Source organism: Longimicrobium sp., from assembly GCF_035474595.1.
Classification (GTDB): Bacteria; Gemmatimonadota; Gemmatimonadetes; order Longimicrobiales; family Longimicrobiaceae; genus Longimicrobium.
On the sequence record NZ_DATIND010000127.1, the window covers coordinates 70,430 to 95,439 of the forward strand.

20 protein-coding genes are annotated in these 25,010 nt (G+C 71.2%); 13 read left to right on the forward strand and 7 right to left on the reverse strand.

Annotated features, from left to right (window positions below):
* The first annotated feature begins 459 nt into the window (after positions 1–459).
* From VLK66_RS22745 to VLK66_RS22760, 4 genes are all read left to right on the forward strand, one after another.
* The gene (locus VLK66_RS22745) at positions 460–2,997 is read left to right on the forward strand and encodes a TonB-dependent receptor domain-containing protein (RefSeq protein ID WP_325311806.1); all 2,538 of its coding nucleotides are present in this window, start codon (positions 460–462) and stop codon (positions 2,995–2,997) included.
* A 477-nt stretch (positions 2,998–3,474) separates the two neighbouring features.
* Complete coding sequence (locus tag VLK66_RS22750) at positions 3,475–4,299, forward strand: 2,3,4,5-tetrahydropyridine-2,6-dicarboxylate N-succinyltransferase (protein WP_325311784.1); 825 nt, start codon at positions 3,475–3,477, stop codon at positions 4,297–4,299.
* Positions 4,299–5,390 carry a succinyl-diaminopimelate desuccinylase gene (dapE, locus tag VLK66_RS22755; protein WP_325311785.1) on the forward strand — a complete coding sequence of 364 codons (1,092 nt, stop codon included), beginning with the start codon at positions 4,299–4,301 and terminating at the stop codon, positions 5,388–5,390. Before VLK66_RS22750 ends, dapE begins: the two co-directional genes overlap by 1 nt.
* A 311-nt stretch (positions 5,391–5,701) precedes the next feature.
* On the forward strand, positions 5,702–6,835 hold the full coding sequence (locus tag VLK66_RS22760; RefSeq protein ID WP_325311786.1) for a pyridoxal phosphate-dependent aminotransferase: 1,134 nt from the start codon (positions 5,702–5,704) through the stop codon (positions 6,833–6,835).
* 264 nt (positions 6,836–7,099) lie between these two features.
* Here the strand turns inward: VLK66_RS22760 and VLK66_RS22765 are convergent, their stop codons facing one another.
* The 6 genes from VLK66_RS22765 to VLK66_RS22790 form a co-directional block, all read right to left on the reverse strand.
* Entirely contained in the window at positions 7,100–7,846 is a 747-nt protein-coding gene (locus VLK66_RS22765) for a hypothetical protein (RefSeq protein ID WP_325311787.1), read from the reverse strand.
* Positions 7,847–7,954: 108 nt separating this feature from the next.
* Positions 7,955–8,155: a hypothetical protein gene (locus VLK66_RS22770; protein ID WP_325311788.1), complete on the reverse strand. Its 201-nt coding sequence runs from the start codon at positions 8,153–8,155 to the stop codon at positions 7,955–7,957.
* Positions 8,156–8,182: 27 nt separating this feature from the next.
* The gene (locus VLK66_RS22775) at positions 8,183–9,559 is read right to left on the reverse strand and encodes a putative glycoside hydrolase (RefSeq protein ID WP_325311789.1); all 1,377 of its coding nucleotides are present in this window, start codon (positions 9,557–9,559) and stop codon (positions 8,183–8,185) included.
* A 372-nt stretch (positions 9,560–9,931) separates the two neighbouring features.
* Positions 9,932–10,195 carry a hypothetical protein gene (locus tag VLK66_RS22780; RefSeq protein WP_325311790.1) on the reverse strand — a complete coding sequence of 88 codons (264 nt, stop codon included), beginning with the start codon at positions 10,193–10,195 and terminating at the stop codon, positions 9,932–9,934.
* 69 nt (positions 10,196–10,264) lie between these two features.
* Complete coding sequence (locus VLK66_RS22785; RefSeq protein ID WP_325311791.1) at positions 10,265–10,525, reverse strand: hypothetical protein; 261 nt, start codon at positions 10,523–10,525, stop codon at positions 10,265–10,267.
* 81 nt (positions 10,526–10,606) lie between these two features.
* Positions 10,607–10,852 carry a hypothetical protein gene (locus VLK66_RS22790; protein WP_325311792.1) on the reverse strand — a complete coding sequence of 82 codons (246 nt, stop codon included), beginning with the start codon at positions 10,850–10,852 and terminating at the stop codon, positions 10,607–10,609.
* Positions 10,853–11,093: 241 nt separating this feature from the next.
* On the opposite strand from VLK66_RS22790, the gene VLK66_RS22795 reads away from it, so the two are divergent.
* From VLK66_RS22795 to VLK66_RS22835, 9 genes are all read left to right on the forward strand, one after another.
* Positions 11,094–12,977, forward strand: a complete 1,884-nt coding sequence (locus VLK66_RS22795) for a HAMP domain-containing sensor histidine kinase (RefSeq protein ID WP_325311793.1) — start codon at positions 11,094–11,096, stop codon at positions 12,975–12,977.
* Between the two features lie 353 nt (positions 12,978–13,330).
* Positions 13,331–14,707 (forward strand): sigma-54 dependent transcriptional regulator, encoded by a 1,377-nt coding sequence (locus tag VLK66_RS22800; RefSeq protein ID WP_325311794.1) that lies wholly within the window; start codon positions 13,331–13,333, stop codon positions 14,705–14,707.
* A gap of 446 nt (positions 14,708–15,153) precedes the next feature.
* Positions 15,154–15,567 carry a hypothetical protein gene (locus tag VLK66_RS22805; RefSeq protein WP_325311795.1) on the forward strand — a complete coding sequence of 138 codons (414 nt, stop codon included), beginning with the start codon at positions 15,154–15,156 and terminating at the stop codon, positions 15,565–15,567.
* Entirely contained in the window at positions 15,564–16,979 is a 1,416-nt protein-coding gene (locus tag VLK66_RS22810) for an amidase (protein ID WP_325311796.1), read from the forward strand. The genes VLK66_RS22805 and VLK66_RS22810 overlap by 4 nt, the downstream gene beginning before the upstream one ends.
* Before the next feature lie 294 nt (positions 16,980–17,273).
* Positions 17,274–18,452, forward strand: coding sequence for a hypothetical protein (locus tag VLK66_RS22815; RefSeq protein WP_325311797.1), 1,179 nt, complete (start codon positions 17,274–17,276; stop codon positions 18,450–18,452).
* 604 nt (positions 18,453–19,056) lie between these two features.
* Positions 19,057–19,296, forward strand: coding sequence for a hypothetical protein (locus tag VLK66_RS22820; RefSeq protein ID WP_325311798.1), 240 nt, complete (start codon positions 19,057–19,059; stop codon positions 19,294–19,296).
* Positions 19,297–19,378: 82 nt separating this feature from the next.
* On the forward strand, positions 19,379–20,935 hold the full coding sequence (locus VLK66_RS22825) for a lipase maturation factor family protein (protein WP_325311799.1): 1,557 nt from the start codon (positions 19,379–19,381) through the stop codon (positions 20,933–20,935).
* A gap of 115 nt (positions 20,936–21,050) precedes the next feature.
* Positions 21,051–21,653 (forward strand): hypothetical protein, encoded by a 603-nt coding sequence (locus VLK66_RS22830; RefSeq protein WP_325311800.1) that lies wholly within the window; start codon positions 21,051–21,053, stop codon positions 21,651–21,653.
* A 303-nt stretch (positions 21,654–21,956) separates the two neighbouring features.
* Positions 21,957–23,369, forward strand: coding sequence for a S8/S53 family peptidase (locus VLK66_RS22835; RefSeq protein WP_325311801.1), 1,413 nt, complete (start codon positions 21,957–21,959; stop codon positions 23,367–23,369).
* 490 nt (positions 23,370–23,859) lie between these two features.
* On the opposite strand, the gene VLK66_RS22840 is transcribed toward VLK66_RS22835, so the two are convergent.
* Complete coding sequence (locus tag VLK66_RS22840; protein WP_325311802.1) at positions 23,860–24,525, reverse strand: hypothetical protein; 666 nt, start codon at positions 24,523–24,525, stop codon at positions 23,860–23,862.
* Between the last annotated feature and the right edge of the window lie 485 nt (positions 24,526–25,010).

Consider the following 25,010-nt stretch of genomic DNA (forward strand, 5'->3'; position numbering starts at 1 on the left):
TGTAAACGCTCCGCTTCTCCGCGCAAACCACCCTCTCCGTTGGGGATGCGGATATCCCGATGTCGCCCAGCGGGTTGGAAAGATGGGACGAAGCTGTTATCTTCCCTCCACGAAATGGCTCCGGCCGTCGATCCGCGCGAGCGGCGACGGCCGGAGCCGCGTGCTTCCACCGGGGCGAGGGCGGGCGGCGACGCTCGTACCACGCAGGGAGCCGTTCGTCCCGCGCGGGCCGCCGTTCATGCCCACGCGGGTGGATTCTTCGCGGAATTGCGACAAAATTCAATGCGTCGCGAGGAAACTTCGCGGCGGCGCCGGGCGTACACCGGTGCAACCTTCGGCAGTGCCTGGGCATCCCATGGGCATGTCGGAGCACCCCGCCGGCGCACCCGCCCCGGGCGACCGATCCGGGCACCGCGGCACGCCCCGGCGGACCTCAACCTTCTGAAACAGATCGTGACGATGAACCGCTTCGGTGGTACCCTCATCGCCCTTGCGCTGGCCGCCGCTTCCACGGCCGCCAGCGCGCAGACCGGCGCCCCGGGCAGCGCTCCTCCGTCCGGCGCGCGCCCTGGAGGCCCCCCCGGCGCGGCTGGGATGGCCGCCGCCGCGCAGGCCCAGGCCGGCGGCGAGATCCGCGGCTCGGTGCGCGACGCGCAGTCGGGCGCCGCGCTGGCGGGCGCCAGCATTGCCGTGCGCCGCAGCGCCGACTCGGTGCTGGTCACCGGCGCGGTCGCCCGCGCCGACGGCACCTTCCGCATCGAGGGGCTGCGCCCGGGCACGTACTACCTGCGCGTCAGCCGCCTTGGCTATACGACCGGCACGGTGAGCCGCGTGGTGGTCACCGGCCCGGCCGCCGTGGCCGACGCGGGCACGGTGCGCCTGGCCGCCGGCGCCGTGGGCCTGCAGGGCGTGACCGCCACCGCCGAGCGCTCCACCGTCATCTCCTCGCCCGACCGCACCATCGTGTCCACCAAGGACATGCCGGCGGTCACCGGCGGCAACGCCACCGACGTGCTGCGCAACGTTCCCGGCGTGGACGTGGACGGCGACGGCAAGGTTTCGCTCCGCGGCAACCAGAACGTGGCCATCCAGATCAACGGCCGCCCCGCGCCGCTCACCGGCGACGCGCTGACCAACTTCATCAAGCAGCTCCCGGCGAACCTGGTGGAGCGCGTGGAGGTGGTGCCCAACCCGTCGGCCAAGTACGACCCCGACGGGATGGGCGGCATCCTGAACATCGTCCTGAAGCAGAACACCGACCTGGGCACCAGCGGCGGGCTCACGCTGGGCGCGGGGACGGGCGACAAGTACAACGCCAGCGGGAACCTGGGGAGCCAGCACGGGCCGCTGACGCTGTTCGGCAGCTACGGCTTCAACCGCGACTCGCGCGTGTCCGACGGGTACAGCCTGCGCGAGCAGCACGAGGGCGGCGTGCCGCTGAGCTTCATCGAGCAGTTCAGCAGCGGCGACTTCGCCAACACCTCACACACGGTGAACGCCAACGGCGAGCTGAAGCTGGGCCGCCTGAACGTGCTGAACTCGTCGTTCATGCTGAACGCCCGCGCCGGCAACCAGGACTCGGGCAACGGCGTCACGCTGATGAACGGCTCGCACGGGGTGACCGGCGAGTACGACCTGCTGACCACCGGCCGCGCGCGCGGGCTGTCGACCGACTACGTGCTGGGCTTCAAGCGCACGCTGCAGCCCCAGCGCAACGAGATGTCCGGGCAGGTGCACTTCAACCGCTCGCGCGACCACTTCCTCTCGAACTTCACCGCCGTGCCGGGCGACGTGTTCTCGCCGGACCTGGCGGGCGACAGCCGCAACGACCTGTCGAACGTCACCCGCCAGCTGGACTGGCAGGCCGACTTCACGCGGCAGATCCTGGCCAACACCCGCCTCGAGGCCGGGTACAAGGGGATCCTGCGGCGGCTGACCAACGAGTACACGTCGGATTCCATCTTCGGCGGCGTGCCGGACCCGTCGCTGCGGCTGGTGAACGACTTCACCTACGACGAGAGCGTGCAGGCGGGGTACGCGCTGCTCACGCAGACCATCACGCCCAGGTTCTCGCTGCAGGGCGGGCTGCGCGCCGAGCGGGCGAGCACCACCTTCCAGCTGGCAAACGACCCGACCGAGTATCCGAACGACTACACCAGCTTCTTCCCCAGCGCGGCGGCCACGCTGCAGGTGGGGCAGAAGGACCAGATGCGGTTCAGCTACTCCAAGCGCATCAACCGCCCCAACACGTTCCAGCTGAACCCGTTCCCGATGGTGCAGGACCGCAACAACGTGTTCGTGGGCAACCCCAACCTGAAGCCCGAGTACACGCACGCGTACGAGGCCTCGTTCACGCACGCCACGCGCTTCGGCTCGCTCACCGTGACGCCGTTCTACCGCCACACGGTGAACGCGGTGCGCCGCTACCAGGCCTTCGGGACCGACGGGGTGGATACGACCACCTTCGCCAACCTGGCCACGGCCAACAGCTACGGCACCGACGCCAACGCGCAGCTGCGGCTGGGGAAGGTGAGCGGGTTCGTGGGCGCCAGCGCCTACAAGATCGTGACGGACGGGAGCAACGTGCAGAGCAGCCTGGGCGCCAACACCTTCACCTGGAGCGCGCGCGGCAGCCTGAACTTCAAGCTGAGCCCCAGCACCGACGTGCAGTGGTTCCAGTTCTACCGGCCCGCAATGGTCACCGAGCAGGGGCGGATGGGGGCGATGTCGATGGCCAACGTGGCGGTGCGCCAGAAGCTTTCCGACAAGGCGTCGCTGAGCCTGCGCGTGGCCGACCCGTTCGACTCGATGCGGTTCTCGTTCACCGCCAACTCGGACTCGTTCTCGCAGGTCCAGCGCCGGCAGTTCAACGCGCGCGCGGTGTACCTGTCGTTCAGCTACAACTTCGGCCACCCGCCGCGGCTGCGCACCCCGCCGCCGCAGCCGGACCAGCCGCAGCAGGACCCGACCGGCGTTCCGGGCCCGGGCGGGGAGTGAGCCTGGGGGATCAGGAGACAGGCGGGACAGATGTTCAGGGGGCCGCTTCCGATGCGTCGGGAGCGGCCCCGCTTCTTTCGACTGCGATGGTTCTCGGCGATCGAGCGTCGGCGCGTCCCCGTGGAGCCCGCGGGCCCTCCCCCCGCGGCTGGGGCCGCGTACCCCCTCCGGATAACGGGAGGGGGTAACTTCGATGGCGGCGCTCGGACGGTGGCGTACTCGTCGGTTTCGGTGTGATGCGTGGCCCAATCCAGCTTCCGCGGCGCACTCCGCAAGCTCCCTCGCGATGAGCTCTCCCCTCTCCCGCGGGCGGAGGGCCGGGGGGAGGGGGCCGGCCAGGCGGGCGGGATGTCTCCGCCCCGCACCGGAAGCCTCTCCTCTCGATCACGCCTCCCGCTTGTCTCGCTCCCGCGCGCGGCGTACGTTCCGCGCCCCCGGACGCACAGGCGGAACCCGAGCGAGATGTGGAGACGCAGGATGAAGGAGCGCGCGGAGCTGGAGCGCACCATAAGCGAGGCATACCGCGACCGGTCGCGGCTGGACCGGCACGAGGTGCACAACGCCGTCGACATGGCCATCGACCTCCTCGACCGCGGCGAGCTGCGCGTGGCCGAGAAGGCCGATGGCGAGTGGCGCGTGAACGCGTGGGCCAAGGAGGCCATCCTCCTCTACTTCGCCATGCGGCCGCTGGAGCGCGTGGAGGCCGGGGACCTGCGCTTCTTCGACAAGGTGCCCACCAAGCGCAACCTGGAAGAGCAGGGAATCCGCGTCGTTCCCCCCGGCGTGGCGCGCTACGGCTCGTTCCTGGAGCCCGGGTGCGTGCTGATGCCCGGCTACGTGAACATCGGCGCGTACGTGGGGAGCGGGACGATGGTGGACACCTGGGCCACGGTCGGCTCGTGCGCGCAGATCGGCCGGAACGTGCACCTCTCCGGCGGCGTGGGGATCGGCGGGGTGCTGGAGCCGCCCGGCGCGACTCCCGTCATCATCGAGGACGGCTGCTTCATCGGCTCGCGCTCCATCGTGGTCGAGGGCGTGGTGGTGGAGGAAGAGGCGGTGCTCGGCGCGAACGTCGTCCTCACCGCGTCCACCCCCATCGTCGACGTGACGGGGAGTGAGCCGGTGATCACGAAGGGCCGCATCCCCGCGCGCTCCGTGGTGATCCCGGGGTCGCTGCCGAAGGAGTTCCCCGCGGGGACCTTCCACGTCCCCTGCGCGCTCCTGATCGGCAAGCGCAAGGAGTCCACCGACCGCAAGACGTCGCTGAACGACGTGCTGCGCACCTTCAACGTGCAGGTGTGATGATCGGGATCCCGATTGCGGACGAGCTCGCGGGGCTGACGCTGGAGCTCTGCCGCATCCCCAGCGAGACGAAGCACGAGGCGGAGATCGCCACCTGGGTGCAGCATCGCTGCGTGGCCGCCGCCGGGGCGGAGGCGGTGAAGCGCATCGGCAACTCCGTCGTCTGCGATCCCTGCATCTCGTCGGAGGAGCGGGCGGCGCTGCCGGCCGTGGCGCTGGTGGGCCACCTGGACACGGTGAAGTGCGCCGAGAACCAGGACTACGCGGTGCGCGACGGGCGGGTGTACGGCTGCGGCGCCAGCGACATGAAGGCCGGCTGCGCGGTGATGCTGGCGCTGCTGGAGCGCTGGCGCGAGCTGAAGGGCGTGCGGCCGGTGTGGATCTTCTACGACGCCGAGGAGGGGCCCAGCGAGGAGAACGGGCTGCAGCCGGTGCTGGACAGCGGGGTGCTGCCGGCGCTGGACTTCGCGTTCATCCTGGAGCCCACCGACATGGGGCTGCAGCCGGGGTGCATGGGAACGATGCACGCCACCGTCACCGTGCCCGGCGTGCGGGCGCACAGCGCGCGGCCGTGGCAGGGCCAGAACGCCGTCTACCGCGCGCTGCCGCTGCTGGGGCGCTTCGCCGCGCTGGAGCGGCGCGCGGTGAGCTTCGGCGAGCTGACCTTCTACGAGGTGATGGTGGTCACGCAGACGCTGACGGAGAACTCCAAGAACGTGGTTCCCGACGCGCTGATGCTGAACGTGAATGTCCGCTTCGCCCCCGGCAACACCGCTGAGAACGCGGAGGCCGAGCTGCGCGCGCTGGTGGGCGGCGACGGCGTGGTGGAGATCACCGACTGCGCGCCCTCGGGCGACGTGCACCTGGACCACCCGCTGATCCGCGGGTGGCTGGCGCGCGAGAACCTGCCCGTGCGCCCCAAGCAGGCGTGGACCGACGTGGCGCGCTTCACCTCCAATGGCATCCCCGCGGTGAACTTCGGCCCCGGCGAGACCTCGCAGGCGCACCAGGCCAACGAGTGGTGCTCGGTGGAGTCGCTGGAGTTCTGCTACGCGGCGCTGCGGCGGTTCTTCGAGGGGCAGGAGGATTGAAAGATCGGCGGCGGGGGAGGTGGCGGTGCGCTTCGGATGCATCCGCGCCGCCCTCTCCCCGCGCCTTGGAGCGCTCGCCCTCTCCCGTTCCGGGCGAGGGGGGCTGTCCAGCTCTGGCGCACCCTGCAAAATCTGGTAGCGCCGAGGCTTCGGAGTGCCGGTGATGCTGGACAGCTACCTCTCCCGGTACGGGAGGTGGCGAGCCTGGGCGAGCCGGAGAGGGCGCGGTGCCGGAGCGGCGAGCTGATGCCAGTTCACCACCTCAATCCCAAGCGCACTCACGCACTTTCGCACTTTCGCACTTCGGTTAGATGAACCCACTCCTCGCCGGCATCGCCCCGTCGCTGATCCGCGCGATCAACGCCCGCAAGCGTCCGGGCGACATCGACCTGGGGCTGGGCGAGCCGACGCTGCGCCCCGATCCGGCGCCGTTCGAGGCCGCGCTCGCGCGCGTGCGCGACGAGGGGCTGCCGTACACGCCCAACGCCGGCGACTCCGCGCTCCGCGAGGCCATCGCCCGCTGCTTCGCCTTCCCGGCGATGGACGCCGCCGCGAACGTGTGCGTGACCGTCGGCTCCGAGGAGGCGCTGTACCTGGCGATCAAGAGCGTGCTCGACCCGGCGCGCGACGAGGTGCTGATCGTGGAGCCGTGCTACCTCGCGTATCCCAAGCTCTGCGCGCTGGAAGGCGTCCGCCACCGCACCGTCGCCCTCGACGCGGCCGACGGCTTCTGCCCGCGCGCGGACGCCGTGCTGGGCGCGCTGGGGCCCGACACGCGGATGATCATCCTCAACACCCCGTGCAACCCCACCGGCCGCGTCTGGCCCGCCGCCGAGCTGCGCGCGCTGGCGGACGGGCTGTCCGCGCGGCCCGGCGCGCCGGTGTACGTGCTGTCGGACGAGGTCTATCGCGAGCTGTACTACACGCCCGAGCGGCCGGCGTCGGTGGCGGACGTGTATCCGCACGCGCTGGTGGCGGGGTCGCTCTCCAAGAGCAACGCGCTCACGGGGTTGCGGCTGGGGTGGTTGATGGGCTCCGCGGAGGTGATCGGCGCGGCGACGAAGGTGCACCAGCTGGTGAACACGGCCGCCAGCACCTTCTCCAGCCACGTCGCGCTGGAGATCTTCCGCCGCCCGGAGACGCTGAGCGCGCACCGCCCGCTGTACGCGCAGCAGCGCGAGCTGCTGATGCAGTCGCTCACCCGCCACGGCGTGGCCCACGCGCCGGTGGAGGGCGCGTTCTACTGCTTCGTGCGCCTCCCCGGGCGCTGGGCGAGCGACTCGCTCGGCGCGGCCGAGCGGCTGCTGGACGAGCACCGCGTGGTCACCGTCCCCGGCATCGCGTTCGGCGCCGCGGGCGAGGGTTGGCTGCGCCTCTCCGGGGTCGCCGCGCCGGACGCGCTCGCCGCCGGCATCGAGCGCGTCGCCCAGTTCTTCGCCGCCTGACCATCTCCCGATAAAACGCGGACGGGCGCCCGCTGGGGCGCCCGTTTTCACTCCCGCCTTCGTCATCCTCCCCCCGACGTCATCCTGAGTCATCCCCGCGCGGCGCGCGTAGGGCGGATGAATGGAGATCGGTCGCGAGCGCCGAGGCTTCGGAGTGAGCGGATCAGCCTCGCGCAGTTTGCGAGGCTTCCCGTCGTTGTTGCTGCGACTTCAGTCGCCGGTGAGGAGGCCAGCCCGAGCACCTTCTATCTATCCAGCGGCGCATCAAAGCTTCTTCAGGCTGTCTTTGGAGATGTGCCGCAGGTTCAGCGTGTCCTTGGGCGCGCGCTTCAGCGGCTGGAGCGGCGGCGGGGGCGGGATCGTTTCCTCGACGAAGACGACGGTGCCCTCGAAGCGGGGGACGCGCCGCACCTCGGCGGCGGAGAAGGCTTCCGCGGCGAGCACCGCGCCAGGCGGCGGAGCCGAGTTCCCCACGAACACCCACATCGTGTCGCGGCGGATGGTGATGCTGTCGAAGCGCACGTCGAACCCGCCGCTCGTCTTCGCGCCCGTCCCGGCGAGGAGGATCATTTCCCGGCGGAAGTTCAGCAGCACCGTCTTGTCGACGACGAGCCGGCCGAGCACGGAAATCTCCGTCCAGTCGTCCTCGTCGCGGATGACGCAGCGGAAGGCGGGCTGCAGGAGCGTCGCGGTGTCGCGGTAGAAGAGCGTGGTGCGGATCGGCCGCGGGAACGCGCCCGCCAGCGGCACCGGCGCGCGATTGCGGCCGCCGGCCGGGCTCTGGCAGTAGTCCAGCATGTACGCCGCGGGCTCCATCGCCTCCGGCCGCTCCGGCTCCGGCGAGAAGAGGAGCCCCGCCGTCGGCGTCACGGGCGCGGCGACGGGCTGCGCGGCCAGCTTCTCGGCCGCCTTCTCGGCCTTCTCCGGCTTCCTGTGCGCGGGCGGCGGGTCCTGGCATGCCGCCACCGCCGCGCCCATCGCCATCAGCAGAACCGCTCCGAGCCGTCGCATCTCCATCCCGCCGCCGGGTCCGTCAGCCAGTCGCGCTCACGTGAAGGAGCGGGATCGCCTCCGCACGCGGGATGCCGCGGGGCGAACGTAGCCGCATGCAACCGGGTTTCAGGGGAGAACGAACTCGGGGTCGATATGCTCGTCGAGGTCCACCTCGACCAGCAGTTCGTCGACGCCTTCCAGATCCGCTGTCGTCATCGGGCGAAGCAAGTCGGGGCAGGCGGTGATCTGGCGGTCGAGAAAAGCGAGGAAGGCGCCGAGGGTTTCGTCGTCGCCTTCGACAGAGCCTGATGATTGGAGAGGTTCCATTCGCATCTGTGTTTGTGGTCCCAAAGATCATGGCTTCGCGCTGGTCGCGGACGCAGGCGCCGCGGGCGCCGGCCGCGGGGCACGCGCGGGGGCCTCGCGGCGGAGGATGGCGCGGCTGAGGCGGTCGTGGGGGACCTGCCAGCGCGTCGCGCGCCAGCCGCCGCGCTCGATGGCGGACGGGCCGCCGCGCTGCGGGCGCAGCGCGGCCACGTAGGGCTGGAAGTTGGAGCCGGGGTTCCAGAGGATCCACCCCTTCAGCCCGGCGTCGTACGTCGCCTGGATCTCGTTGCGCAGGCTGCCGGCCGTGTAGGTCACGCCGTCGTGCAGGTAGTCGGCGGTGAAGGCCTGCAGCCACGGCGTGATCTGGGCGGTGCGCCGGCCCTGGCGCGACACCTGGCGCTCGCGCTGCACCCCGTCCTCCAGCGCGATGCGCACCACCTCGTACGGGTGCGCGTCGGGGAGCGAGAAGCCGTAGTATCCCGCGTAGTAGTGCGACGGGTACACCATCGGGTGCACGTTGTCGGCGGCCTGCACCACGTTCTCCCACAGCTGCCCGATCCCCATGTCGTCCTCCACGTTCGTCATCACCCCGAAGATGTCGGCGCTGACGGGGGCGTGGTACGCGGCCAGCTGCTGCCTGGAGTAGACGATGAAGTCGCGGATGTTGTCCTGCCGCGACTTTCCGCCGCTACCGGGGAAAGCCATCCGCGCGCGCACGGCGTCGGTCACGTCGGGAAAGCGCACGTAGTCCCACTGCACCTCCTGGAACCCCATCTCCAGCGCCTCGCGGGCGATGGCCACGTTGTAGTCCCACACGCGGCGGTCGTACGGGTTCACCCAGGGCTTCCCCTTCTCGTCCATCCACACCGCGCCGCCGGTCGTGCGGATCGCCAGCTCCGGCTTCTTCTCGGCCAGCATGCGGTCCTTGAAGACGACGATGCGGGCGATGGGGTAGATGCCGTGCGCGCGCAGCGTGTCCAGCAGCGCGGGCATCCACTTCGACGCCGGCCGCGTGTCGGCACCGATCTCCTTTGCCAGGGCGATGTCGGTGGAGTCGTACGTCAGATAGGTGTCGCTCTCCTTCACGTCGACCACGAAGGCGTTGATCTCGGTGGTGTCGGCGATGGCGATGAGGCCGCGCATGCGCGAGCGCGAGCCCGCGGCCCAGCCGTTCACGTACAGCGCGCGCAGCGAGTCCGGCCGCGTCATGCGGAGGCCGCCCGCGCGCGGAGCCGCCGCGCTGTCCCGCCGCGCCGCGGATTCCGTCGCGGAGTCGCCGCCCGCGCGTACGGCGGACGCCTTGTCGCCGCGCGCCGGCTGCCCGTCCGAGGCGCCGCACGCCGCCGCCACGGCCGCGAGCACGAGCGCGCCCGCCAGGCGCGCGGTTCCGCCGATTCCGAACATGAGCTCCGGCCGGGTTGTGGGGATGGGAAGATCGGGAACGATACGCCGCCCCGCCGCGCGCCGCATCCCCGGCCAGGTGTGCGGGGATGGAGATCGGTCGCGGGCCGGACCTCTCACCGGCGACTGAAGTCGCAGCAACAACCACGGGAAGCCTCGCAAACCGCGCGAGGCTGTTCGGCTCGGCAGCCGGTTCCGGGATCCGGAGGACAGGCTCAAGTCATCGGGGACGCGCGGTGGCATCCATCGGCGCACTCACGCACTTCCGCACTTCCGCACTTCCGCACTTCCGCACTTCCGCACTCACCAACGAAAAAGCGAGCCCGGAACCCAATCCGGACCCGCCGCTGCACCGACGCGAAACGAAGACGCACCTCACATCCCGGTGCTGTCCTTCTTCATCGTGTCGTGCTTCATGGTGTCGGAGCCCATGTTGTGCCCGGCCATGGCCGAGTCGGCGCCGGTGGGCGCGTACGGCGGGGTGGCGGGGGCGGTCACGGGGGCCGGGGGCGGTGCGGGTGCGGGGGGCGTCTGGCCCACCGCGGTGGTGTCGGCGCCGGTGTCGTTCTGGCCGCTGCTGCCGCAGGCGCCCAGCGCCAGCAGGCACGCGGCGGCGATCGTGGGGGTACGGAGCTTCATCGGTCCCGCCCGGCTGCAGGGGTGGAACGAATCGGGGGCCGCGTCTTTCGGCGCGGCCCCCGGTCCGGATTACATCTTCTTGGTGGTGTCGGTCTTGGTCGTGTCCGTCATCCCGCCGGCCATGCTGTCGGTCGTGGTCGTCGTCGTGGTGGTGGTCGTCGCGCCCATGCTGTCGGTGGTCACCGGGGCCGGGGTCACCGGGGCCGGGGCCACGGTGGCGGCGGTGTCGGTGCCGCCGACGGCGGTGGTGTCGCCGCCCTCGCTGCCACCCTTCTTGCACGCCGAGAGCGCGGCCACGGCGGCCAGCGCGAAGATCGAGAGCTTCTTCATGGTTCTGTTCCCTTGTCTACAGGGGGTGTAAAACGCGGCCCCGCGCCCAGTGCGCGGGGCCGAAAATCAGCCGGTGAAGGCTTACATCTTCTTGGTGGTGTCCGTCATGGTGCTGTCGTGCTTGGTCGTGTCGGTGACGGCGCTGTCCGGGTGCACGGTGGTGGTGTCGGTCGACGTCGTGGTGGTGGTCGTCGTCGCGATCGTGTCGGGGTTGTTCACCACGGTGGTGTCGGTCGTGGTCTTCTCGCTGTCGGCGTCGCCCTTCTTGCAGGCGGCGGTCGCGGCCAGCGAGGCCAGCGCCAGGATGCTGAGCGTGCGGATCTTCATCGTCGGTTCCTTTTCGGAAGTGTCCGGGTGTCTCCTCATCCCGCGGCTCTGCTTTCGCATCGGTCCGCGGTCAGGGCCCCTGAAAAGGCAACGGGTGTGCCGCATGCCGCCCGGGGCCCCGCAGGTGGCGAAACTCCGCGCCACGCCTTAACTTCCACGCATTCGAGGCCGTTCCCGTGAGAAACGTTCGGAGGCCGCCGGACACCGCGGCGCCGTTCAGTGAACGCGGCGGAAGTGTTCAGTGAACACCCATCGTCCACCCGTGCTGCGCCGGATGCCGCACCTTGCCGGGCCCATGCGGGGGCTTTCGCTCCGCGCCAAGGTCTTCTTCCTGTTCGCCGGGGCCGCGCTGCTGATCGTGGTGCCGGCCATGGTGCTGATCGCCAACGCGGTCGAGGACCGGGCGTACGCCCGCGCCACCGAGGACCTGGACGACGCCGCGCTGTCGCTGCAGACGAACTGGATCAGCCGCGGCGAGAACCTGGCGCTGGCCGCGCAGATCCGCGCCACCCAGCCCGAGGTGATCGGCGCCTGGTCGCACGGGCGGGCGCGCGCCCTCTCGCGCGCGGTGCACCAGGGGCTGGACAAGGAGACGGTGGTGGCGGTCGACTCGGCGTACCGCCCGCTCCTGGCGGGGCCGGGGGTGTCCGGTCCGGTGCTGGCGGCCTCGGTAGACGCGAAGACCGTGGTGGTGCTGCCCGACACCGGGGTGCCGCTGCGGCTGGCGGTGGTGCGGGTGAAGCGCGACACCGCGCGCTTCGAGCAGCCGTCGCCGGACTCGGCGCGCACCGAGGTGGGGCGCGACACGGTGGCGCTGGGGTTCCTGGGGATCGGCACGCCGCTGACCGCGGCGGCCATCAAGAAGGACTTCGGCACCTCGGGCACCGAGGTGGCGCTGCTGGTGGGCGACTCGCTGGTGGGCACCACCCTTCCCCGCACGGTGGCGGGGGAAACGCGCGAGCTGCTGGGCGGCCGCCGCGCCGCGCAGCGGGTGTACCGCTTCGGCGGCGAGGACTACCGCGCGCGGCCGTATCCGCTGCGGGTGGGCGGCGCGCCGGTGACGGTGGTGCTCTTCCGCCGCGTGACGGTGGAGCTGCGCATCGTGCAGGGGATCCAGAGCGCCATCATCGGCATCGGCGTCACCGCGCTGGTGATCGCGCTGGTGCTGGCGGCCCTGGTCGCCCGCATCGTGGCGCGGCCCGCGCAGGCGCTGGCCGAGGCCAGCGCGCGGCTGGCGCGGGGCGACTACGCGGCGCCCCTGCCGCGCGACTCGGGCGACGAGATCGGGCAGCTGGCGCGCGCCTTCGGCGAGATGCGCGCGGCCATCGCCGAGCGCGAGCAGCGCCTGCGCAGCGCGCAGGCGGAGATGATCCACCGCGAGAAGCTGGCGGCCATGGGGCGGCTGGTGGCGCAGCTCTCGCACGAGATCAACAACCCCATCTACAACATCCAGAACTGCCTGGAGGCGCTGGAGCGGCGCGGCGACCCCAGCGACCCCAACCGCGAGTTCCTTACGCTGGCGCAGGAGGAGCTGGCGCGGATGGCCACGCTCACCCGCCAGCTGCTGGACCAGAGCCGGCCGCTTTCCGACGCGGCGCAGCCGGTGGGGCTGAACTCGGTGGTGCAGCGGGTGCTCACGCTGGCCGGGCCGGAGCTGGGCTCGCGCGGGATCCGCATCGCCACGCGGCTGGCGCCCGCGCTGCCGCAGGTGGTGGTGCACCCCGAGGGGATCCAGCAGGTGCTGGCCAACCTGGTGAACAACGCCTGCGACGCCATGCCGGGCGGCGGCACCCTTTCCGTCATCACGCGCGTGGACGGCGAGGCGGTGGAGGTGGTGGTCGAGGACACGGGAACGGGGATCGACGAGCGCGACCTGCCGCACATCTTCGAGGCGTTCTACACCACCAAGCCGGGGGTGGCGGGGATCGGGCTGGGGCTGTTCGTGAGCGAGGGGATCATCCGCGGGCACCGCGGGCGGCTGTCGGTGGAGAGCACGGTGGGCGTGGGGAGCCGCTTCATCGTGCGCCTCCCGCGCGAGACGCTGGACGAGGCCATGCGCCAGGAGCCGCAGGCGGGCGAGCCGGCGGGCGCGGGCGAGGTGATGGCGGTGGGTGCGGGGGATTAGGGGAATCGGGGGGATCCAACCGAGAGGAGAGGCGGCTGTGGTGATGGACGGGAGGCATCCTGCCCGCCAGGCTGGCCCCCTCCCCCGGCCCCTCCGCCCGCTCCGCGGGGGAGGGGAGAACTCAGCATGGGCGGAGCCTCCGTAGCCGCGAGGATGTTGGGGTGGGGCCCCGCATCACACCGAAATTGACGAGTGCGCTATTCTCCGAGCGCCGCGATCGAAGTTACCCCCTCCCTTTATCGGGAGGGGTACGCGGCCTGAGCCGCGGGGGGGAGGGCCCGTGGGGGGTAGGGCTCCGCGCCCGAGCCCGTGAAGCACCGGGATCCGAATCAACCGAAGACTGGATTTTTCGAATGGCCGTAGCCGAAAAGCCGCGCATCCTGATCATCGACGACGACCGCGCGTTTCGCGTGGGAACCGGCGCCCTGCTGAGCGACGAGGGGTACGAGGTGGACGCCGAGCCCGGCGGCGATCCCGGGCTGGAGCGCCTGCGCCGCGAGCGCTACGACATGGTGCTGCTCGACCTGAAGATGCAGGGGCGCACCGGCCTGTCGGTGCTCGAGGAGCTGCGCGGCGGTGGCAACGACGTGCCCGTGCTGATGCTCACCGGCTACGCCACCGTCGACAGCGCGGTGCAGGCGCTGAAGCTGGGCGCCGACGACTACATCACCAAGCCGTGCGACAACGCGGTGCTGCGCAGCAAGATCAAGTCGGTGCTGGCGCGCCGCGAGCCGGTCCTCGGTGCCGGCGCGTCGCGGCTGGTGGGGAACACGACGAAGATGCGCGACGTGCTGCGCGCCATCGCCCGCGTGGCGCCGACCGAGTCCACCGTGCTGCTGCGCGGCGCGACGGGGACGGGGAAGGAGCTGATCGCGCACGCCATCCACGAGGAGAGCCCGCGGCGCTCGCGGCCGTTCGTGGCGGTGAACTGCTCGGCGCTGGCCGAGGGGCTGCTGGAGAGCGAGCTGTTCGGCCACGCGCGCGGCTCCTTCACCGGCGCGGTGGGCGACCGCAAGGGGATGTTCGAGGAGGCCAACGGCGGCACCCTGTTCCTGGACGAGATCGGCGACGTGTCGCCGGCCATGCAGGCGCGGCTGCTGCGCGTGCTGCAGGAGCGCGAGGTCGTGCGCGTGGGCACCTCGCGCCCCGTGCAGGTGGACGTGCGCGTGGTGGCCGCCACCCACCGCGACCTGGAGGCGATGGTCGAGGACGGGCGCTTCCGCAAGGACCTGTACTTCCGCCTGAAGGTGTTCCAGATCCGCGTTCCCGAGCTGAAGGAGCGCCCCGAGGACATCCCGCAGCTGGCCGCCGCCTCGGTGGCGCGGTGGAACGAGCGGGTCGAGGCCACGCGCCGCGTCGGCGGGATCAGCGACGAGGCGATCGAGGTGCTGAGCGCGTACGACTGGCCCGGCAACGTGCGCGAATTGATGGCGGCGGTGGAGTACGCCTGCATCGTCTGCGACGGCAAGCGCATCCTCCCCTGCCACCTGCCGGAGGAGGTGCTGGAGGGCCCGCAGCCCTCCGTCGCCGCCAACGGCCACGCCGAGGCGAAGAAGGGCGATACGCGCGCCGCGGAGACGAAGCGCTACCAGGCCCCCGACGCGAACGCCGAGCGCGAGGCCATCAAGTCGGCGCTGGAGGAGGCCAACGGCAACCGCACCCGCGCCGCCGCCAAGCTCGGCATGGGCCGCACCACCCTCTGGCAGAAGCTGAAGGAGTACGGGTTGTAGACGGATTCATCCGCACGAGCGACGAAGCGGCGCGGCCGGGGTTCGGTCGCGCCGCTTTTTCATCTATCGAGACGGGTGGAGAAGTTCGATTCGGAGACTGCTGAGGAGAGGCTTTGTGCGCTGGGAGGAAGCATCCTGCCCGCCAAGCTGGCCCCCTCCCCCGGCCCCTCCGCCCGCTCCGCGGGGGAGGGGAGAACTCATCGCTACCAAGTTTCCAGAGCCGCTCCGATGCTTGGTTTGGCCCCGCGTCACGCAGAAGTCCGACGCGTGCGCCACCATTTGCGCGCCACGATCGAAGTTACCCCCTCCCGTTATCGGAAGGGGGTACGCGGCCCCAGCCGCGGGGGAAGGGTTTCGGGACGCGCTTGCGGCGCCTTCCGCCGCTCCGCAGCTTCATCCCCATCCCGAATACAATCCGCCGATCGCGCTGGGAGGAGCCTGCCCGCATGCCCGAGAAGCCCAATCCCCTGAACGCCTCCACCAGCCGCCGCGACTTCGCGAAGACGGCGCTCGCCGCCGCGGCGGCGCCGGTGCTGGCGCCGCTGGCCGCGTGCGCGTCGGCGCCGCAGCCATCTCCATCGCCCTCGTCCGCGAGCCCGGTCGCTGCGCCCGCGCAGCCGGTGGCGCCTTCGGCCGTGCCGCAGCCGGGTGGGGGGCGGCCGCCGGACCCGGTCTCCATCCACCTGGCCGAGGCGCTGAAGGCGAAGTACGGGACGCGGCTGTCCGAGGCGGAGTGGGAGGAGGTGCGGAAGGGGATCGAGGGGAACCTGCGCGCGGCGAAGGCGCTGCACGACTTCGCCCTCCCCATCCAGACGGAGCCGGCGTTCGTCTTCCGCGCCTACCGCGGGGGTGAGCGATGATCCCCGCCGACACGCTGTTTCTCCCCGTCTCGCAGCTGGCGGAGGGGATCCGGACGCGGCGGCTGGACCCGGTGGAGCTGGCGGAGGCCTATCTCCAGCGGCTGGAGACGCTCGGGCCGCGGCTGAACGCCGTGGTCACCGTCACCCGCGAGCGCGCGCTGGACGAGGCGCGCGCGGCCCGGCGCGAGATCGCGGCGGGGCGGTACCGCGGGCCGCTGCACGGCGTTCCCTGGGGCGCCAAGGACCTGATCGCGGCGGAGGGCTACCCGACCACCTGGGGCGCGCAGCCGTACCGCGAGCAGCGCTTCCCGGACGCAGCCGTCGTCGCCCGGCTGAAGGCGGCGGGCGCGGTGCTGGTCGCCAAGCTGGCGTCGGTCGAGCTGGCGGGGGGGATGGGGTACGAGCAGGCGAACGCCAGCTTCACCGGGCCCGGGCGGACGCCGTGGAACCCCGAGTTCTGGAGCGGCGGCTCGTCCAGCGGCCCCGGCGCGGCGGTGGCGGCGGGGCTGGTGCCGTTCGCCATCGGCTCGGAGACGTGGGGGTCGATCATCACCCCCGCCGCCTTCTCCGGCGTAACCGGGCTGCGGCCGACCTACGGCCGCGTGAGCCGCGCGGGGGCGATGGCGCTCAGCTGGACGATGGACAAGATCGGCCCGCTCTGCCGCACCGCCGAGGACGCCGGCCTCATCCTGCAGGCCATCGCCGGGCACGATCCCGCGGACGCCAACTCGGTGGACCGGCCGTACCGCGCGTCGCTCGCGCTGCCGCGCGGGCGCAAGCCGCGGATCGGCGTGCTGAAGGGGCTGGCGGAGGGCTCGCAGCCCGAGGTGCGGCGCAGCTTCGAGCAGTCGGTGGAGGTGATGCAGGGCTTCGCGGAGATCGTGCGCGACGTCACCCTGCCGAAGTTCCCGTACGGCGCGGCGGCGGGGGTGATCATCGACGCCGAGGCGGCCAGCATCTTCGAGGAGCTGGTGGAGAGCGGGCGCGTGCACCAGCTCACCGCGCCCGAGGACCGCATCGGCGGCTACCCCGGCCAGGTGGTGCTGGCGAAGGACTACCTGCGCGCGCTGCGCATCCGCACCCCCGCCGCGGTGGCGATGGACCGCTTCTTCGCGGACGGGGGATTCGACGCGCTGGCGCACCCCACGCGGCCCACCGTGGCCTATCCCGTCGGCCCCAAGTTCGGCGAGGCGTACCACGACGCGCCCGGCGGCGGCGAGCCGGTCAGCGGCGCCGCCAACCTGCTGGGGCTGCCGGGGATCGCGCTTCCCAACGGCTTCGGGCGCGACAACCTGCCCACGTCGCTCTCCCTCACCGGCCGCGCGTGGGACGAGCAGGTGCTGGTCGCCCTCGCGCACCAGGTGCAGCAGCACACCGACTTCCATCGCCGCCGCCCGCCCGGCTTCGGCTGATCCGGACGGAAGGGTTGCACGCGGAGAAGCAGGGCAGCGGAGAGAGAGCTCCTCCGCGGCTCTGCTTCTTCGCGGGATGCCATCTTTTTCCGCGGTGTCATTCGCGAAGGACACCGTTCCTCCCACGGCGGGGACGAGCGCCGGTTTTCATCATCTCCCATCTCCATCTACAACTCATTGCGGTAAAATAGCTTGGGATGGGGCGCGGCGGCGCGGAAGGGCGGGAACGGGCGTTGCCTGATGCATACGGCGGCAGACCGCGGACTTCCGCACCCCACACCGCTGACGGACCCCATGCTTCGCAACCGTATCATCCCCGCCCTGGCCGCGGTGGCGCTCCTGGCCGCGTGCGACGACAACCACATCATCATCGGCGGAGGAGCCCGCCCCGGCGCGCCCACCGACCTGGCCGTGCAGCCCCACTGGGTGCTGGAGGGCTTCACCAACGCCGGCCAATCGGTGGGCTACCCCGTGGTCGACGTGACCTGGAACCCGCCGGCCAGCTGGAACGACGAGCCGTTCCGCGTCTACGCGCGGCGCTCGAGCGGCTCCAGCTTCTTCCTGATCGCCACCGTGACCTCGTGCACCAGCTCCGGGTGCGTGTACCGCGACCGCAACGTGACCGCGGGCGTGACCTACGAGTACTACGTGGCCACGGCCAACGAAAGCACCGACGAGGAGACGACCACCGACACGCGCGAGACGGCGCGCGTTCCCGCCGCCAGCACGCCCGCGGCGCCGGTGGTGGACAGCGCGGTGGCGCTCGACAACGCCGCGTTCATCCGCTGGCACGACACCGCCAACGGGCAGAACCTGTGGAAGTACGTGGTCTACCTCACCCACGTCGACGGCGTCAGCTCGCTGTACGGGCTGGGCGAAACGGACGGCACCGGGCTGGTGGACACGCGGGCGGTGAACGGGCACGTCTACGGCTACCGCATCGCCGCGGTGGACACGGCCGAGCACGTGAGCGCGCTCTCGGCCGAGATCACGGTGGTGCCGCGGCCGGACGTGTCGGGCGAGCTGGTCTACTCCTTCCAGACGCAGCCCACGCAGAGCGGCTTCCGCTTCCAGACCACCGAGACGGCCAACCCCATCGTGGACGGCAGCTCGGCCACGGCGCAGTGGCGGCTGGAGCACACCGCCGCGGGGTGGCGGATCGTGCCGCTGAACGGCTCGTCGGTGGTGGAGTACAGCGGCCGCACCACCGCGCTGGCCTGCGGCCCCGGCGCCGACGCGGGGTGCCGCGCGGCCACGCGCGCCCCGGCGGCGGGGTACCAGGCCACGCCGATCACCGTGAACCCGGAGTTCAGCTACATCCTGCGGGTGACGGGGAGCGACGGGCAGCCGCACTACGGAGTGGTCCGCGCCTCGATCCTGGGGAACGACGGCTCCGGGCACGACCTGATGATTTTCGACTGGGCCTACCAGATCCTCGCCAACGACGTGCGCCTGAACCGCGTCGGCGGCTGACCTCCGCATGAACGGCGCTCCCCGCGGTTGGGGAGCGCCGAGATGGATAGATCGATCGCCCGGGCGGGCGGAGGCGCGGTGAACTCAACCGCAGGAAGCTAACCTCCCTCCGTCCGGGCGATTCTTTTCGTCGATGGTGATGTGTCTCCACCGATTCCCCCCGCCCCCCAGGAGACGTCATCCTGAGGCCGGCCACGCTGCCCCCGCGGCCGCACGATCACATGCAGGCCGAAGGATCCATAGCCTGTCCAGCACGTCACTCGAATCAGCGCGCCGAGACTTCGGTGGACGGCGCGGACGAATGCTCGGCGCACCTCCGGAAGTCACGTGCTCAACTGGCGATAGATCCTTCGGCCTGCAACCATCGGCGTGGACGCAGGTGCATCGTGGTCGGCCTGAATAGAAAGTCAGTCCAGATTGTGTTATTCTAGGCGTCCGACTTTCATCCCCTGTGGTCGCGCGCAGCGCGGTGTCCGACTCAGGATGACGTCTTCAGCGTCCGGGCGTCAGGTGGATTCAGATCAATCATCTCGACCCGGCATGTCCCGTGCACCCCCCTCACCGACGGACGATGCACCCTCTCCCGCGAACCCAGGAGCACGCCATGCCGGACGAACGACTCGACTCGATGCGGCAGGGGATCGCGCCCGCGCCCGAGAGCGCGGAAGCCCGGCACGCCGACGAGCTGCGCCGCGCCGAGAACCGCGAGCACCCCATCGAGATGGAGAGCGCGATGGGCGGCAGCTCCGACTCCGAGCGCGCCGGCGACGACGCCAACTTCGAGGCCGAGCAGCACATCGGCCTCCCCGACGACCACACCGCGTCCCCGGGCGGCGGCGAGTAGCCCCACAGCGGACGCGACCGACGCGGCACCCGCGCCGTGCATGCCCCGTGGCGTGCACGGCGCTTGCGCGTCGGGCGGCGCGATGCGATTCGGCGCCCTCGTTCCCGACCCGGCCGGCCCCGTGCCCGGATACCTCTGGCCGCGGTGGATCTTCCTCCGCGGGCTGGGGGCGATCTTCTTCTCCGCGTTCTTCTCCCTCGCCTTCCAGATTCACGGGCTGATCGGCCCGCGCGGCATCCTCCCGGCGGGCGACTATCTCCACCAGGTCGCCCAGGTGCTCGGTCCCGCCGAGCGCTTCTGGTACGCGCCCACGCTGCTCTGGCTGGGCTCGGGGAGCGCGGCGCTGACCGTGCTCGTCGCGGGTGGCATCGTCGCCTCGCTCCTGCTCGCCGCCAACGTGTGCCCGCGGGGGATGGTGGCCGTCTGCACGGTGCTGTTCCTGTCGTGCGTGGCGGCGCTGCAGGACTTCTCGTCGTACCAGTCGGACGGGATGCTGCTGGAGGCGGGGTTCATCTCCTTCTTCTTCGCCCCGCGCGGCGTGCGGCCGGGGCTGGGCGCAGCCGATCCGCCGTCGCGGCTCAGCCTGTTCATGCTGCGGTGGGAGTGGTTCCGCATCTACTTCGAGTCGGGGATCGTGAAGCTGGCCAGCGGCGACCCGCACTGGCGCGACCTTACCGCGATGGACGAGTACTACCAGAACGGTCCGCTGCCGACGTGGCCCGGCTGGTACGTGCAGCACTTCCCGCACTGGTATCACGCGGGGACGGTCATCCTCACGCTGGTCGTCGAGCTCGTGCTGGTCTGGGCCGTGTTCGCGCCGCGCCGCTTCCGCATCGCCTGCTTCGCCGTGGTCACCGCGCTGCAGATCGGCATCATCGCGACCGCGAACTACGCGTTCCTCAACTATCTCGTCCTTCTCCTCGGAATTCTCCTGCTGGACGATGCGGTGCTCGCGCGGGCGCGCCTCTCGGTCCCCGTGTCGGCGTCCGGTCCGCCGCGCCCGCGCCCCGTCTGGCGGCGCGCGGAGGCGGTGGCGCTGGGCGTCGCGGTGTACGTCACCGTCGCCGGCTTCCTGCTGCCGTTCTTCGGGGGATGGGGGATGCCGGGCGCGCCGGTGCGGCTGCTGGCGCCGTTCCGCATCGCCAACTCCTACGGCCTGTTCGCGGTGATGACGGAGGCGCGGTACGAGATCGAGTTCCAGGGGAGCCGCGACGGCCGGACGTGGGTGGCGTACCCGTTCCGCTACAAGCCGCAGGACCCGCGCGCCGCGCCGGGGATCTACGCGCCGTACCAACCGCGGTTCGAGTGGAACCTGTGGTTCGCGTCGCTGGGCCCGTGGCAGCAGTCGTCGTGGGTCGTGGCCGCGCAGCAGCGATTGATCGAGGGAAGCCCGGGCGTGCTCCGCCTCTTCCGCCGCGACCCGTTCGGCGGCCGCCCGCCCGCGATGGTCCGCACCGTCCTGTACCGCTACTGGTTCACGGACCTGGAGACGAAGCGGAAGACGGGGATGTGGTGGCGCCGCCGCCAGATCGGCGAGTTCACCGGCACCCTCCGCCGCGCGCCGGACGGCGGCTGGAGCCTGGAGAACGAGCCGACGGCGCTCCCGCCGCTGAACGTGACGGCGCCGGACGGGAGATGAAGAATCAAGTCCATGTGGATGGGAAGCGTCTGCATTGACTTGAAAGGAGCCTGGCTTATCATGCGTGGATCGCGCCCCGCGCGGACCGGAGTTCGATCTTTTCCGCGGTTCGTTCATGCCGACCACGTCGTTGCAGGACTATTCCACCGACCCGTTGCGCGCGGCCCTCGTGTTCTTCGGTGGCCTCGCGGGGCTGGTGCTCACGGCATTCGCCGCGCTCCACTTCAGGAGCCTTCCGGCCGCGGTGAACATCGGCGGAATGGCGGCGGGGTTCGTGGCGGCCCTGGTGCTCATCCATCAGGGCACGGTGAAATGGGCCGCGCGGCGGCTCCGGTACGAGCTGGACGAGGGAGGCCTGAGCGTGTTCGGGCCGGGCGGCGAGCTTCGCGAGCGCGTGAGATGGAGCGACGTCCGCGCGTACACGATCGGCGTCGAGTCCTACAAGACGCTCCTGTTCCGCGTGCTGTCCATTACCCGCGCGAATGGCGCGCCTATCCGCATCATGGAGGCGCGGAGTCCGGAGCATCGGCAGGAGTTCCGCGCCTTCTGCGACGGGTTCCTGCGCGCGATGGGCGACCCGCGGGGCGCCGCGGCCAACCATGCCTTCCGCCCCGACGCGGCCTCGTTCGCCGTCCCCTCGCGGAAGAGCGAGCTCGACTTGGTGCTGCTGGTGGTGTCGCTCATCCTCGCCTGCGCATCCCTGCTCTTCATCCCCTGATCCGGGCAGGACGATCCGCCGGGCAGCCACCGGGCGCGATGCGCCGCGATCTTTCGGGCCACACCGGGATGCGGGGTAGGAGTCCGCGAAGGCGGACTTTGGGCCGTTGTTGCCGCGAATTCATTCGCCTTTCCTGGTCTTACCCTGACTTTCCCTCCGGCCTTCCCTCGTCTAGCCCCGAGTTGCGCAGATCTTTCCCGCGAGTTTATATTTAGGCACACGCCACATCCGATCTCCACCCGTCGCGGGCGCACCGTCGCTGCCCGCGATTCTGTTGTCCCCACGTTCCAGCCGAGGAACCCGATGGCCCACGCCCGTCTCACCGCCTCGCTTGCCGCCGCCGCGCTCGTCGTGCTCGCGGCGTGCTCCGACGACGCCCGCACGCCGCTCGCGCCGGCCGCCGCACCCGCCGCGGCGCGCGCCGCGGGCCAGATCCCCACCCGCGCGCAGGAGCGCCCGGGCACCTTCGTGGAGCGCTCCGACCGCGCGCTCTGGCAGGACGTGGCCGCGGGCGGCGGCGTGGCCACCGTGGGGCTCAAGGCGCCGGGCGCGCCGCGCGGCTTCTACCACGGCAAGGTGCTGGTCGACCGGCCGACCTGGAGCCAGGCCGACCACGCCGTGCTGGCGCAGAAGGGCGTGACGCTGCTGCAGCGCGACGACCTGCTTCCCACGCTGAAGGTGCGGCTGGAGAGCCTGGAGGCGCTCAGCGCCGTGCGGAAGCTGGGCTTCGTGGACTACGTGGAGCCGGTGGTGGCCGCGGGCGACCTGAACACCCACGCGGGCGTGGGCGGGTGCAGCTGGGGCGACGCCTGGACGGGCGACCGCCAGTACACCGCCTCGGGCGACATCTACTCGCAGAAGTTCACCGCCATGGGCATCCCCTCGGCCTGGACGCTGTCCAGCGGCGCCGGGGTCACCATCGGGCTGATCGACACCGGCATCTCGTCGGGGCAGGGGCAGTTCCTGAGCACCTTCACCGCCGGCGAGAGCGGCGGGCGCACCCTGCGCCTGATGTACGTGTCGCCCACCTTCACCTCGGCGTACGACGCGTGCGGACACGGCACGCGCATGGCCGGCATCATCGCCGCGCCGCGCGACGGGGCCAGCGTGGGCGGCATCGCCTACCGCTCCAGCCTGGTGGCCGTGCGCCACGCCGACGGGGTGGCCGCCGTCTCCAGCAGCGACGCCAAGTACGGTGTGCGCGGCGCGCTGCAGAACGGCTCGAAGGTCATCGCCATGGCGTGGGAGAGCCTGAACTGGTGGTGGCAGGTGTCCGACGAGATCGAGTACTGGCACTACAACTACCCGGTGCTCTTCTTCGGCGCGGCCGGCACCTCGGGGTGCAACGACGGCATCCTGGACAGCAACGTGGTGTTCCCCGCCGACATGCCCGAGGTGGTGGCGGTCACCGGCGTGAACTACCCCGGCGGCGGCGTGCCCTGCGGCATCCACCACGGCAGCGATGTGGAGCTCACGGCTTACCTCGACGTGCCCAGCACCGGCCAGTACACGGGCGACGTGGTGAGCATGGGCGGCAGCTCCAACGCCACCGCGGTGGTTTCCTCCGTCGCCGCGCTGGTGTGGAGCCGCAACCCGGCCATGACCCGCGACCAGGTGCGCCAGCGGCTGTGGCAGACGGCGCAGTACTACCCGTCGCGCAGCTCCGAAGAGGGCTACGGGGTGATCAACGCCTACCGCGCCGTCTCGGGGAACTGAGCCGCGCCGCTCCATCTTCGCCGCAAAGACGAGGGCGATGTGAAGGAGCCCCGGTCCGCTGCCCTGCGGACCGGGGCTCTTCTCGTGCCGTGCATCCCGGTCACCGGCGACTGAAGCCGCAGCAACAACCACGGGAAGCCTCGCAAACCGCGCGAGGCTGATCCGCCGGTTCAGGCGGGGAGGCGAGTTCGAAGTCGTAGACCGCTTGATACGCGCGGAGATGGCAAGGTAGGGAGTCCGCGAAGGCGGACTTCGGGCCGTTGTTGCCGCGATTTCAATCGCCCTTCCGTGCCCCCCTCACCGGCGACTGAAGTCGCAGCAACAACTACGGGAAGCCTCGCAAACCGCACGAGGCTGATCCACTCGCTCCGCGGCATCAGCGCTCAGGACCGGTTTCCTTTCATCCTCCACGGACGCGCGCATCACGGGACGACTCAGGATGACGTCGGGCGGGTGCGGTGCGGAAGCACGAGCTCGTCCCCGTCTGGGATCAGCCCGCGGCGCTCCCGGCTGGCTCGCGGACCGGGGACGGCGCCGCGTCGGGCGCCGCTGCCACGGGCGCGCGGATCGGCCACAGCGCGCAGAGGACCAGCCACACGGCGAACAGCGCGACTCCGGGGAAGAGGAAGCGCCAGTTCCCCGGCGCGCCCAGCACCACGAGCGGCGCGGCCAGCCCGTGCGCCAGCGCCCCGGCGACGGCGATCGGCGCGATCCACCGCGAGGCCAGCACACGGTCCAGCGCGCCGGCCACCACGAGCCCGATGATCGTCGCCGCGAAGATCGGCGAGACCAGGACCGCGAGCACCAGGTGCGTCGTCAGCACCGGCGCGGCGCGCCCCGCCGTCAGGTTCGCGAGGTCGGTGACCGACGCCAGGTGGAACGCCATCTCCACCGTCTGCAGCGCCGTGCCCACGATGGCCAGCCGCAGCCAGCGCCGCGTGCGGACGGGAAGCGCGGCGTGCTCCCGGCGGAACAGCAGGAGCCCGCCCAGGAGAACGGCGAACGCGGCGAGCAGGAGGGAGTGGGAGGGAACCCACTCGGGGCTGGCGAGCATCTGCGCCATGGTGCCGCCCGGATGGCGCGGCCCGCCGGCCAGGATGAGCAGGCCGGAAAGCGCGAAGCCGGCGCGCCACGGGATGGATCGGGATGTGTACATGGGATTCTTCCGGTGGGGAGGATGAAATCCGGCTGTACGCAGCGGCCATCAGGGGGAGAAGATGCGAATGCCGCGAGATTGGGGACGAGCTCCTGATGAACCGCGCGCATGAAGGGCGGACGGCGTGCGTCCACGACGCAAGTTGCCGCGCCCGCCCGCCGCGCGCCAGACAAACGGATGTGCCCGCGATCCAATCAGGAAAAGATGGGATCAAGTCTTTAGCGGATTCCGTACGAGCCGCCCGGCGGATGGGGAGCTCGCTCATTCGATGCGCAGGCGAGCCTTCGCGAACACCTCTTCCGATGAGATCGCATGCTCGGTCCCGGCGCGATACGCGTCCAGCCGCCGCTCACAGCAGAACGGCGAACCTCGCGGGCGGAAATCGGTTCGTTTGCATGGCGATCAGCAGGCGAGCGACGATGCGGGGCACGGGTCAAGAAGATGACTGCACGGCTGCGTTTCGACCTTGAAGGGAAGGTCGGTCG